General features: G+C 65.9%; 11 protein-coding genes. 7 read left to right on the forward strand and 4 right to left on the reverse strand.

The annotated features are described in order from the left end of the window. Window positions 1-25: 25 nt before the first annotated feature. Together U9J33_RS00520 and U9J33_RS00525 are read left to right on the forward strand one after the other, a co-directional pair. Window positions 26-1,198: a patatin-like phospholipase family protein gene (locus U9J33_RS00520; RefSeq protein ID WP_324697158.1), complete on the forward strand. Its 1,173-nt coding sequence runs from the start codon at window positions 26-28 to the stop codon at window positions 1,196-1,198. After that, entirely contained in the window at window positions 1,195-1,977 is a 783-nt protein-coding gene (locus U9J33_RS00525; RefSeq protein WP_324697160.1) for a 3-hydroxybutyrate dehydrogenase, read from the forward strand. The genes U9J33_RS00520 and U9J33_RS00525 overlap by 4 nt, the downstream gene beginning before the upstream one ends. A 65-nt stretch (window positions 1,978-2,042) precedes the next feature. On the opposite strand, the gene gltX is transcribed toward U9J33_RS00525, so the two are convergent. Further along, entirely contained in the window at window positions 2,043-3,377 is a 1,335-nt protein-coding gene (gltX, locus tag U9J33_RS00530; protein WP_324697162.1) for a glutamate--tRNA ligase, read from the reverse strand. A 32-nt stretch (window positions 3,378-3,409) separates the two neighbouring features. Next, window positions 3,410-4,579 (reverse strand): benzoate/H(+) symporter BenE family transporter, encoded by a 1,170-nt coding sequence (locus U9J33_RS00535; protein WP_324697164.1) that lies wholly within the window; start codon window positions 4,577-4,579, stop codon window positions 3,410-3,412. A gap of 109 nt (window positions 4,580-4,688) precedes the next feature. On the opposite strand from U9J33_RS00535, the gene U9J33_RS00540 reads away from it, so the two are divergent. After that, window positions 4,689-5,117, forward strand: coding sequence for a YbaY family lipoprotein (locus U9J33_RS00540; RefSeq protein WP_324697166.1), 429 nt, complete (start codon window positions 4,689-4,691; stop codon window positions 5,115-5,117). Here the strand turns inward: U9J33_RS00540 and U9J33_RS00545 are convergent. Further along, a complete protein-coding gene (locus U9J33_RS00545; RefSeq protein ID WP_324697168.1) occupies window positions 5,114-6,769 on the reverse strand; it encodes an NAD+ synthase in 1,656 nt (551 codons plus the stop codon). The two genes, U9J33_RS00540 and U9J33_RS00545, sit on opposite strands and share 4 nt — an antisense overlap. Window positions 6,770-6,956: 187 nt before the next feature. Further along, window positions 6,957-7,130, reverse strand: a complete 174-nt coding sequence (locus tag U9J33_RS00550) for a hypothetical protein (RefSeq protein WP_021232409.1) — start codon at window positions 7,128-7,130, stop codon at window positions 6,957-6,959. Window positions 7,131-7,298: 168 nt separating this feature from the next. Here U9J33_RS00550 and U9J33_RS00555 point away from each other — a divergent pair, with 168 nt between their 5' ends. The 4 genes from U9J33_RS00555 to U9J33_RS00570 all read left to right on the forward strand — a co-directional run bounded on the left by U9J33_RS00555 (window position 7,299) and on the right by U9J33_RS00570 (window position 10,896). Further along, window positions 7,299-8,321 carry a metalloregulator ArsR/SmtB family transcription factor gene (locus U9J33_RS00555; protein WP_324697170.1) on the forward strand — a complete coding sequence of 341 codons (1,023 nt, stop codon included), beginning with the start codon at window positions 7,299-7,301 and terminating at the stop codon, window positions 8,319-8,321. Then, complete coding sequence (metF, locus tag U9J33_RS00560) at window positions 8,318-9,220, forward strand: methylenetetrahydrofolate reductase [NAD(P)H] (protein ID WP_324697172.1); 903 nt, start codon at window positions 8,318-8,320, stop codon at window positions 9,218-9,220. Before U9J33_RS00555 ends, metF begins: the two co-directional genes overlap by 4 nt. Window positions 9,221-9,317: 97 nt before the next feature. Further along, the gene (locus U9J33_RS00565) at window positions 9,318-10,364 is read left to right on the forward strand and encodes a homocysteine S-methyltransferase family protein (RefSeq protein ID WP_132468672.1); all 1,047 of its coding nucleotides are present in this window, start codon (window positions 9,318-9,320) and stop codon (window positions 10,362-10,364) included. Window positions 10,365-10,368: 4 nt separating this feature from the next. Then, on the forward strand, window positions 10,369-10,896 hold the full coding sequence (locus U9J33_RS00570) for a GNAT family N-acetyltransferase (RefSeq protein WP_054442239.1): 528 nt from the start codon (window positions 10,369-10,371) through the stop codon (window positions 10,894-10,896). Window positions 10,897-10,915: the final 19 nt, after the last annotated feature.

Raw genomic sequence — 10,915 nt, forward strand, 5'->3', positions numbered from 1 at the left:
CATCCCCATGCGCAGGACCCTGCCCATGAACGCCCGCAGAACTACCGATTTCAACGACAAGCTCGGCTGCGACCAGTCGGTTCTGGTGCTGCAGGGCGGCGGCGCGCTGGGAGCGTACCAGGCCGGTGTGTACGAGGCTCTTGCCGACGAAGGCCATGCGCCGGATTGGGTCGCCGGCATCTCCATCGGTGCGATCAATGCCGCGATCATCGCCGGCAACGCACCGGAAGACCGCGTGCCGCAGCTTCGGACATTCTGGGAGGGGCTGAGCAACGAGCTGCTCTACAAGCTGGATATCGGCAACGGGTTCGCCCGCCGCGCCTTCAACGAGGTTTCGGCTGGATGGGCGGCCACTTTCGGCGTGCCCGGCTTCTTCACCCCGCGCCTGCCCACACCGCTGCCCGAGTGGCCCGCAGAACTGGACCGCCTCAGCTTCTACGATACCGCGCCGCTGCGCCAGACCTTGCTTGATCGGGTCGATTTCGAACGGATCAACCGGGCGGAAACCCGCTTTTCGGTAGGGGCGGTCAACATGATGACCGGCAACTTCGCCTATTTCGACAATAGCAGCGATCGCAGGATCGGCCCCGAGCATATCATGGCCAGTGGCGCACTGCCGCCCGGCTTTCCGCCGGTGGAGATCGACGGCGAATGGTACTGGGACGGAGGCCTGGTCTCCAACACGCCGCTGCAGTACGTGCTCGACAATCGCAGCCCCTGCGAGATGACGGTGTTCCAGGTAGACCTCTTCCCATCGCGCGGGTCGGTTCCGCGAACGATGGCCGATATCGCCCAGCGCGAGAAGGACATCCGCTTTTCCAGCCGCACGCGTCTCAACACGGACCTCTCGAAGCAACTCCAGGAAATGCGCGCCGCGGCTCAGCGGCTTGCCCACAGGCTGCCCGAGGAACTGCGCGACGATCCTGACCTGCACCGACTGCTCGGCTGCCGCCCTGCCGGCGCGGTGGCGGTGATGCACCTCATCAACCGCCCCCGCGGGTACGAGACGATGTCCAAGGACTACGAATTCTCGCGCATGACCGTAACCGAGCATTGGGAAGCCGGAAAGGCCGACGCCCAATTCTCGCTGGAGCACCCCGAGTGGACGAGGCGGCATCTCAAGCCTGACGAAATCATGACGTTCGACCTTGCGGACAAAGCCCCGCACCGGATCGGACAACCAGGAGTAGGTGAATGAAACTGAAGGACAAGGCCTGCATCGTCACCGGCGCCGCCAGCGGCATCGGCAACGCCATCGCCCACAAGTACGCCTCCGAAGGCGGCAAAGTGGCAATCGCCGACCTCAACATCGATGCCGCGCAGAAAGCCGCCGACGAGATCAAGGCCCGGTACGGCACCGAGACCCTCGCCGTCGCCATGGACGTGACCAGCGAGGATCAGGTGAACGCGGGCGTCGCCGCCGTGGTGGAAGCCTGGGGTACGGTGGACGTGCTCGTTTCCAATGCCGGCATCCAGATCGTCAACCCTGTCGACCAGTTCGCCTTCTCCGACTGGAAGAAGATGCTTGCCATCCATCTGGACGGCGCCTTCCTCACCTCCAAGGCCGTGCTGCCGCACATGTACGCGCAGAAGTCCGGCTCGATCATCTTCATGGGCTCGGTCCATTCGAAGGAAGCGAGCCCGCTCAAGTCCGCCTACGTCACCGCCAAGCACGGACTGCTCGGCCTTGCCCGCGTGGTCGCCAAGGAAGGCGGCAGGAAGGGCGTCCGCTCAAACGTGATCTGCCCCGGCTTCGTCCGCACCCCGCTGGTGGACAAGCAGATCCCGGAACAGGCCAAGGAACTCGGCATCTCCGAGGACGAAGTGATCAGCAAGGTGATGCTCGGCCAAACCGTGGACGGCGAATTCACCACCGTTGACGATATCGCCGAAGTGGCGCTGTTCTTCGCGGGCTTCCAGACGAATGCGCTTACCGGGCAGTCCCTGGTGGCCAGCCACGGATGGTTCATGGAATAAGGACGCGGGGATTCCGGTCCGATATTCCGGGAGGCTGGGCATCTGCTGCCCGGCCTCCCCCTTGCTCAGCCAGCGGCGATCTTCAGCCGCGCCAGAGCCTCATCGCGCCCGATCAGCGGCAGCAGCGCGCCCATGTCCGGCCCATGCTCCATGGCCGTCAACGCCAGACGCAGCGGCAGGAACAACGCCTTGCCCTTGCGCCCCGTCGCGTCCTTGAGCGCGCCGGTCAGCATCTTCCACACGCCCTCGCTCCACTCGATCCCCGCCAGAACCTTGCCTGCCTGTGCCAGGAAAGCCCGGTCTTCTTCCGAAAGCTCGGGCGCTTCGATGGGGCCGATGACCACCTTCCACCAGTCATGCACCTCGTGAACATGTGCGAGGTTGGGGCGCACCGTCTCCCATGCCCCGGCGTCCATCTCCTCGGGCAGGCGCGCGGACACCGCCTCGAATGGCAGCGCATGAACGATCGCCGCGTTGACACGCTCCAGTTCCGCCTCGTCGAAACGGGCGGGCGCACGGCCGAAACGGGAAAGGTCGAACGCCGCTGCGAGGGCCTCGGCGTCCAGCGAGGGATCTACCGGATCGCTCGTGCCGAGCCGCGCGAGCAGCGCAACGACCGCCTGCGGCTCGATACCGACCTCACGAAAATGCGCGACGCCCAGCGAGCCGAGACGCTTGGACAGCTTGCCCTCGGCGCCGACCAGCAGCGCCTCGTGCGCAAAGGCCGGGACCGGCGCGCCGAGTGCGGTGAACATCTGGACCTGCGCCGCGGTGTTGGAAACGTGGTCCTCACCGCGCAGGATCCGGGTCACGCCCATGTCCACATCGTCGATGGCGGAAGGCAGCATGTAGAGCCAGGAACCATCGGCGCGGCGAATCACCGGATCGCTGATCTGCGCGGGATCGAATTTCTGGGCGCCGCGAATCCCGTCTTCCCACTCGATCGGTTCGTCATGATCGAGCAGGAAGCGCCAGTGCGGCAGATCCCCCGCAGCGATCCTCGCGGCCTTTTCCTTTTCCGGCAGCCTGAGCGCGCCGCGATCGTAGATCGGCGGTAGCCCACGGCCGAGCAGGACCTTGCGCTTCAGTTCCAGTTCCTGCGGCGTCTCCCAGCAGGGATAGACGCGCCCGGCAGCCTTCAGCCGCTCGAACTCGCGCTCGTACAGGGCAACGCGAGCAGACTGGCGCTCCTCCCCGCTCCACGCGATACCGAGCCAGGCGAGATCGGCGCGGATGCCGTCTACATATTCCTCTTTCGAACGCGCCGCGTCGGTATCGTCGATACGCAGAAGGAAGCGTCCACCCGCCTGCTTCGCGAGCAGCCAGTTGTGCAGTGCCGTGCGGATGTTGCCGACGTGGAGGTGCCCGGTGGGCGAAGGAGCGAAGCGGGTAACGGTCATGTCCCGCGCGTTACGGCGGGCGCGCTCCGCCGTCAAACGCGGCGCGCGAACATGGCCTTGGCGGCCAGCGCCGCGAACCCCGCCAGCAGGCCCCAGAAAGCGGAGCCGATGCCAAGGACCGAAACCCCGGAGGCGGTCGCGGCGAAAGTCAGGATCGCGGCGTCCCGTTCGGTTTTCTCGACCAGCATGTGCTCAACCGCGCCCGAAAGCGGCGCGATGAGCGCTATGCCTGTGAAGGCGGCGATGGAGGTCCGGGGCATTGTGAGGAAGAACTGCACCAACGGGGCCGAGAACAGGGCCAACGCCAGGTAGAAGCCGGCATAGATAAGGCCGACCATCCAGCGGCGCCCCTGGTCGGGGTGCGCATCCGAACTGGTGCAGATCGCCGCCGTGATCGCCGCGAGGTTGACCCCGTGCGCTCCGAAGGGCGCCAGCACCATCGTAGCCAGTCCTGTCCCCAGCAGCAGCGGTTGCGGCCTGGGCGTGTAGCCCGCCGTCCGCAGCACGACGAGACCGGGCAGGTTCTGCGATACCAGCGTCACAAGGAACAGCGGCACGCCGATGCTGACCACCGCCTTGATATCGAAGGCCGGGGTTACCGGCTCCATCCCGCCGAGCAGCGATCCGGGTTCGAAACCCGCCACATCCCCGCGCGCCAGCACGATGGCGACGCCGGAAACCAGCACCAGCAACAGCGCGTAGAGCGGAAACCTCTGCCGGGCGATCACGAAGACCACCAGCAGGACCACGACCAGCAACGCGTCGGTTTCCAGCGTCCGGAAAAGCTGGAGGCAGAACGGCAGAAGCACCCCCGCGAGCATCGCCGAGGCGACCGAGGCCGGTATCCGCGCCGCCAGTCGCCCGAGTGCGGGAACCAGGCCGAGCAGGCACATCAGGCCCGCCGCGGCAACGAACGCGCCTGTCGCCACCGGCCATGCAACGGCCCCGTCACTCGCGGCCAGCAGTGCCGCGCCGGGCGTCGACCAGGCGAGCACCACCGGCATGCGCATCCACAGCGAGAGAATCGCCCCCGCCACGGCAATGCCGAGGCACAGGGCCGTGACTGCCGAACCGACCTGCCCGCCGTTGGCCCCGAGCGCCTGCATGGCCTGGACCACGAGAGCGACGGTTCCGCCGAACCCGATCAGGGCGGCGACAAGGGCGGAAGTCCAGGATGCGAGCGGCGGCAGTCGGGAAATCATTTTCGCGCTATGGCAGGTTTGCCGTGGAAGGAAAGACGCCTCGCCCTGCCCGAGGTTTACCTCGCCGTCCCCCTCGGGCAAGCTTTCGGAACTGGATAGGAGGATCGACATGAAAATGCGCGCCGGACTGATTCTGCCCCTGATTGCAGCCATGTCTGCCTGCACCGCCCCCGCGGCGAAATCCCCTCCTGCCGGAGCGAGCGCCTCGATGGAAACCCTGAACGGCACGGTCGCCTATCGTGAACGGATCGCCCTGCAGCCCGACGCCCGCGTGAAAGTCACGCTGGCCGACGTCGGCCGCATGGACGCGCCTGCCACGGTCATCGCCGAAACCGAATTCGCCAGCGAGGGCCGCCAGGTGCCGCTGCCATTCGCCCTCAGCTACGATCCGGCCCGCCTCGCGCCGAACGGCACTTATGCGGTGTCCGCGAGAATCACCGATTCGGGCGGGCGGCTGCTGTGGATTACCGACACACGCGTAACCCTGCCCGCGCCCGGAACGCCGGTTTCGCTGATGCTGGTGGGCGTTCGGAACTAGGCGCTGCGGAAGGCGTGCGTGATCGGATAGCGGCGGTCACGGCCGAAATTGCGCGCGGTCAGCTTCACCCCGGGTGAGGCCTGGCGCCGCTTGTATTCGGCGCGGTGAAGCAGGCGCTCCATCTCCCGCACGGTTTCCCGGTCGAACCCCTCGTTGACGAGTTGCTCCACGCTCTTGTCATGATCGACAAGGCCGAGAAGAATCGGGTCCAGCACTTCGTAGGGCGGCAGGCTGTCCGAATCGCGCTGGTCCGCCCGCAGTTCGGCGCTGGGCGCCCTGACCAGGACTTCCGGGGGAATCACCTCCCCGCGCGGTCCGATCCCGATGCGCGGAACATGGCCGTTGCGCCAGCGGGCCAGCGCATAGACCGTCGTCTTGTAGGCGTCCTTGAGCGGATTGTAGCCACCGGCCATATCGCCGTAGATGGTCGCGAATCCGACGCTCATCTCGCTCTTGTTCCCGGTGGTCAGGAGCATCGGCCCGAACTTGTTGGACAGCGCCATCAGCAAGGTGCCGCGAATGCGGGACTGGAGGTTTTCCTCCGCAAGGTCGCGGCGGGTTCCTTCGAAGCATTCGCCCAGCACCGAATCGAAGCCGTTCACCGCCTCCGCTATCGGCATGACCGAATAGCGTATGCCCAGCGCCTTCGCGCAGTCCGCCGCATGGTCCAGGCTGGCGCGGCTGGTGAAACGGGATGGCATCATCACGCCCCACACCCTCTCCGCCCCGAGCGCATCGACCGCGATCGCGGCGCATAGCGCCGAATCGATGCCGCCCGAAAGGCCCAGCACAACGCCAGGAAAGCCGTTGCGGTTCACATAGTCGCGCAGCGCGAGCACCATCGCGCAGTAGATATCCTCGGGATGGACCGCGAGATCCTCGATCAGCCCCCGGTCGCAGCGCCAGCCCTGCGCGGTTCGGGTCCAGTTGGTCTGGACGACCTGTTCCCGCCAGTCCGCCATCTGGACCGCCACGGCGCCATCGCCGTTGACGACGAAGCTGGCACCGTCGAACACGAGTTCGTCCTGCCCGCCCACGCGGTTGAGATAGGCGAGCGGAAGGCCGGTATCGACCGCGCGGCGCTTGGCCACACCTTCGATGCGCAGCGCATCCTTGTTGATTTCGTAAGGGCTGCCGTTGATGCAGATGAGCATTTCGGCACCGAAATCGGCGAGGTGGCGGCACACTTCCGGGCGCCAGATATCCTCGCAGATCGGCACGCCGATCATTGCCCCCCGCAGAATCACCGGCTCGGGCAGCGGGCCCGGCTGGAACAGGCGCATCTCGTCGAACGTGCCGTAGTTAGGAAGTTCGTGCTTCAGCCGGACAGCCGCGACTTTGCCCTGGTCGAGCAGCGCAACCCCGTTGTGCAGCGCACCATCGAGTACGAAAGCGGAGCCTACCAGCATGGCCGGGCCTTCCGATGCACTGGCTTGGGCCAGCATCTGGAGGCGGGCGGCGGCGCGTTCGATCAGCGCCGGCTTGAGGATCAGGTCCTCCGGCGGATAACCGATCAGGTGGAGTTCGGGAAAGACGACAAGGTCCGCGCCCTGCGCCGCGGTGCGCGCTTCAAGCACTCCGGCAGCGTTGCCGTCGAGATCGCCGACGGACTGGTTGAGCTGCGCCAGCGTGATCCGGAGCGTATCGGCCATGGCGGATTTGATGCCCCGCGCATCGGGCCGGTGCAAACGAAAGATGAAAACGAACGAGACAAATAAAAAACCCTCCCGTCGGGGAGGGCTTTTTCCGTCTCGGACGGACTTTCCGTGATTCCCTGAAAGGGCGGAAAGCAACCGGGGGCCGGCAGACCGTAAGGTCAGTGCGCGGCCCCCTGCCGGATTACTCGGCAGCCGCGGTGGCTTCTTCAGTAGCCGCTTCGGTGGTAGCAGCCAGAGTTTCCTCGGGCAGGGTCTCAACCGACTCGGTAGCAGCTTCGGTGGGCTTTTCGCCACCGCAAGCAGCGAGCGACAGAGCGGCAGCCGACGCGAACGCGGCAAAAGCAATCTTCTTCATGCGAATCCCCTTGCATTGTTTGGCGCACAGGCCAACGCTTGCAGGCAAGCCTGCGGTGCCATTCTTTAGACGAGACAATGGTGCAACGCAAATGGGAAGTATGGGGGTTGAAATCCGCAGAAATCCTAGGGCTTGCACACATATAAAGATATCTTTATATGCCATCGCATGCAAATCGACCCCCTCCTGAGGGCTCTTTCGGAGCCGACGCGCCTGCGCATCATGCGTCTGCTGGCGCATATGGAACTGGCGGTCGGGGAGCTTGCGCAGGTGCTCGGCCAGAGCCAGCCGCGCGTCTCGCGTCATGTGAAGATTCTCTGCGACGCCGGCCTCGCGCAGCGCCGCAAGGAAGGTAGCTGGGTCTTCCTGCGCACTGCCGTGAAGGAGAAGAGCGAGCCGCCGCTAGGGGCCGCAGCCGCCCAGCTCCTCACTATTGCCGAGCGCGACGATCCGGCCTTTTCCGCCCGCTGCAACGAGGATCGCCGCCAGCTTGCGGCGATTCGCGACGCCCGGGAGGCCAGCGCGCAGGCCTACTTCGCCAGCCATGCCGAGGAGTGGGACACGCTGCGCCAGCTTCATGGTGCGGACGGCCCCGTCGAATCGGCACTGCTCACGGCTTTCGGACGACAGAAGCTGGGCGCGCTGCTCGACGTCGGCACCGGCACCGGCCGCATGGCCGAACTTCTGGCGGGCAAGGCGGGGCACGTCACCGCGCTCGACAAGAGCCCGGACATGTTGCGAATTGCACGCGCACGGTTGCAGTCTTTGCCAGCGGACAAGATTTCCCTGGTGCAGGGCGATTTCACGAAGCTGCCGTTCGCAGCTGCGAACTTCGACACCGTGCTGTTCCATCAGGTCCTGCATTATGCACAGGCTCCCGGCCTGGTCCTGGCCGAAGCGGCGCGCGTCACGCGCGAAGGCGGGCGGATCGCCGTAGTCGATCTTGCCGCGCACGAACGCGAGGAACTGCGCGAGCGCCATGCCCATGCCCGCCTCGGTTTTGCCGACGAGCAAATGGAGACCCTGCTGGCGGAAGCCGGGTTCGCACCCGAAGCGCCCGTCTCGCTGCCGGGCGACCCGCTTACCGTGAAGATCTGGACGGCCCGCCGTCTTCCTGCCGCCGCCCATGCTGCCGAGATGGCGGAAACCGGCACGATCGAGACTCAAGAAAGAAAGACCCCGCACTCATGACTTCTGCCCAGCGACCGGTCCAGGCTCCCCTGCTGGGATGCCTGCCGGGCGACATTTCGGTTTCCTTCGAATTCTTCCCGCCCAAGTCGGAGAAGATGGAGGAGCAGCTCTGGGATGCGATCACCCAGCTTGCCCCGCTGGACCCCAGCTTCGTCTCGGTGACGTACGGCGCCGGCGGCTCCACGCGTGAGCGCACGCATTCCACCGTCGCCCGCCTCGTGCGCGAGACCGAGCTGGTTCCCGCCGCGCACCTCACCTGCGTAGGCGCAGGCAAGGGCGAGATCGCGGAAATCGCGGACCAGTACTGGGAAGCGGGCGTGCGCCACATCGTGGCCCTGCGCGGCGATCCGCCGCCGAGCAGCGGCGGCGTCTTCACCCCGCACCCCGAAGGCTACACCGGCGCCGCCGATCTCGTGGCGGGCCTGAAGGCACGCCATGACTTCGACATCTCGGTGGCCGCCTATCCCGAAGTCCACCCCGAAGCGGCCAGCGCGGAAGCCGACCTCGACAACCTCAAGCGCAAGCTCGACGCGGGCGCCAACCGCGCCATCACGCAGTTCTTCTTCTCGACGGACGCCTACTTCCGCTTCATCGACAAAGTGCTCGCCGCAGGGATCACCGCGCCGATCCTGCCAGGGATCATGCCGGTGACCAACTTCACGGCGATCCGCCGCATGTCGGGCAACACCGAGATTCCCGCGTGGCTGGAAACGATGTTCGAAGGGCTAGACGAACGCCCCGGCCCGCGCGCACTTGTCGCCGCCGTCGCCGCTGCCGATCTGTGCCGCAGGCTTTACGAAGGCGGCGTGCGCGATTTCCATTTCTACACGCTCAACCGCGCCGAGCAGGCCTATGCCATCTGCCAGCTCCTGGGCCTGCGCCCCGGGACCGGCGCCTGAGCAGACTTGTTTCCGGACCGTTCGTGCAGCAAGGCGCGCGCGAACGGTCCCTCAAGGGAACTTTGGGCCCGCATCCGGGCGACGAAGGACAACGACCATGACTGCCAGAGAACAGTTCCTCGCCGAAGCGGCCAAGCGTATCCTCATCACGGACGGCGCTTTCGGCACCGAAATCCAGAGCTGGAAGCTCAGCGAAGCGGATTACGCAGGCAATCTCGGCCTCTCGCACGACCAGAAGGGCAACAACGACATCCTCGCGCTGACCAAGCCAGAGGTGCCGGAATCGATCCACCGCGCCTATTTCGAGGCCGGGGCCGACATCGCCGAGACCAACACCTTCTCCGCCAACCGCATCAGCCAGGCCGATTACGGCGCCGAGCACCTCGTGCGCGAGATCAACGTCGAATCGGCACGCCTCGCCCGCCGTCTGGCGGATGAGTATCAGGCAAAGGACGGACGCCCGCGCTTCGTCGCCGGCGCGATCGGGCCGACCAACAAGACGCTCTCGCTCAGCCCCGACGTCAACGATCCGGGCTACCGCGAGATCGACTGGGACGAACTGGTCGATGTCTACAAGGAACAGGCCGCGGCCCTCGTCGAAGGCGGCGCCGACTTCATCCTGATCGAAACCGTGTTCGACACGCTGAACGCCAAGGCCGGGATCATGGCAGTGCGCCATCTGGAGGCCGAACTGGGCCGCGAAGTGCCGATCATGATGTCGATGACGCTTACCGATCTGTCGGGCCGCAATCTCTCGGGCCATACGGTGGAAGCGTTCTGGCACGCGGTGCGGCACGCCAAGCCGGTGACGATCGGGCTCAACTGCTCGTTCGGCGCCACCCAGTTGCGCCCGCATGTGAAGACGCTGTCGGAACTCGCCGACACGCTCATCATGATCTACCCGAATGCCGGCCTGCCCAACGAACTGGGCGCTTATGACGAAATGCCCGAGACCACGGCAGGCTATGTCGGCGAATGGGCGGTTGCCGGCCAGGTCAACGTGCTGGGCGGCTGCTGCGGCTCTACGCCGGCCCACATTGCCGCAATGGCGCGCAAGGTCTCCGGGCTGGCCCCGCGCCGCCTGCCCGATCTCGATCCGGTGACGCGCCTCGCCGGCCTTGAACCCTTCACCATGGCGGTGTGATCCCATGACCGATTTTCCCATCTGGCGCATCCGCCCTGCCGGAGCCGACGACGCCGAGGCGCTCTCGCTCGTGGCATCGGCGACCTTCCTCGAAAGCTTCGCGGGCCAGGTAGACGGGGCCGGGCTCGTCGCGCACTGCATCAGGCAGCACTCTGCCGACAGCTATCGCAAATATATCGCGCAGGGCGCGAAGGCCTGGCTGACCGAAGTCGAGCCCGGCCACGCCCCGGTCGGCTATGCGCTGCTTTGCGAGCCCGAACTGGAACTCGCGCGTGAAGGCGATCTGGAACTCAAGCGCATCTACCTGTTCTCGCGCTTCCAGGGTTCCATGATGGCCAGCACGATGATGCGCACCGTGCGCGATGCCGCTGCGGCGGGCCATTCGCGCCTGTTGCTCGGCGTGAAGAACGACAATCACCGCGCCCTCGCCTTCTACGCCAAGCATGGCTTCGAGACGATCGGCACCCGGACTTTCGACGTGGGCGGCAAGACCTACGACGATTTCGTGCTCGCGCTAAATTTGGCGAACTGATTCGCTGGCCCAGTGTCCC

The organism is Novosphingobium sp. RL4 (assembly GCF_035658495.1).
Classification (GTDB): Bacteria; Pseudomonadota; Alphaproteobacteria; order Sphingomonadales; family Sphingomonadaceae; genus Novosphingobium.

What these genes read in the sequence shown, in the direction of transcription:
- U9J33_RS00555 (WP_324697170.1), top strand. Translation starts at nt 7,299, where the DNA reads ATGCAAATCGACCCCCTCCTGAGGGCTCTTTCGGAGCCGACGCGCCTG.
- U9J33_RS00520 (WP_324697158.1), top strand. Translation starts at nt 26, where the DNA reads ATGAACGCCCGCAGAACTACCGATTTCAACGACAAGCTCGGCTGCGAC.
- U9J33_RS00565 (WP_132468672.1), top strand. Translation starts at nt 9,318, where the DNA reads ATGACTGCCAGAGAACAGTTCCTCGCCGAAGCGGCCAAGCGTATCCTC.
- U9J33_RS00540 (WP_324697166.1), top strand. Translation starts at nt 4,689, where the DNA reads ATGAAAATGCGCGCCGGACTGATTCTGCCCCTGATTGCAGCCATGTCT.
- gltX (WP_324697162.1), bottom strand. Translation starts at nt 3,377, where the DNA reads ATGACCGTTACCCGCTTCGCTCCTTCGCCCACCGGGCACCTCCACGTC.
- U9J33_RS00525 (WP_324697160.1), top strand. Translation starts at nt 1,195, where the DNA reads ATGAAACTGAAGGACAAGGCCTGCATCGTCACCGGCGCCGCCAGCGGC.
- U9J33_RS00570 (WP_054442239.1), top strand. Translation starts at nt 10,369, where the DNA reads ATGACCGATTTTCCCATCTGGCGCATCCGCCCTGCCGGAGCCGACGAC.
- metF (WP_324697172.1), top strand. Translation starts at nt 8,318, where the DNA reads ATGACTTCTGCCCAGCGACCGGTCCAGGCTCCCCTGCTGGGATGCCTG.
- U9J33_RS00550 (WP_021232409.1), bottom strand. Translation starts at nt 7,130, where the DNA reads ATGAAGAAGATTGCTTTTGCCGCGTTCGCGTCGGCTGCCGCTCTGTCG.
- U9J33_RS00545 (WP_324697168.1), bottom strand. Translation starts at nt 6,769, where the DNA reads ATGGCCGATACGCTCCGGATCACGCTGGCGCAGCTCAACCAGTCCGTC.
- U9J33_RS00535 (WP_324697164.1), bottom strand. Translation starts at nt 4,579, where the DNA reads ATGATTTCCCGACTGCCGCCGCTCGCATCCTGGACTTCCGCCCTTGTC.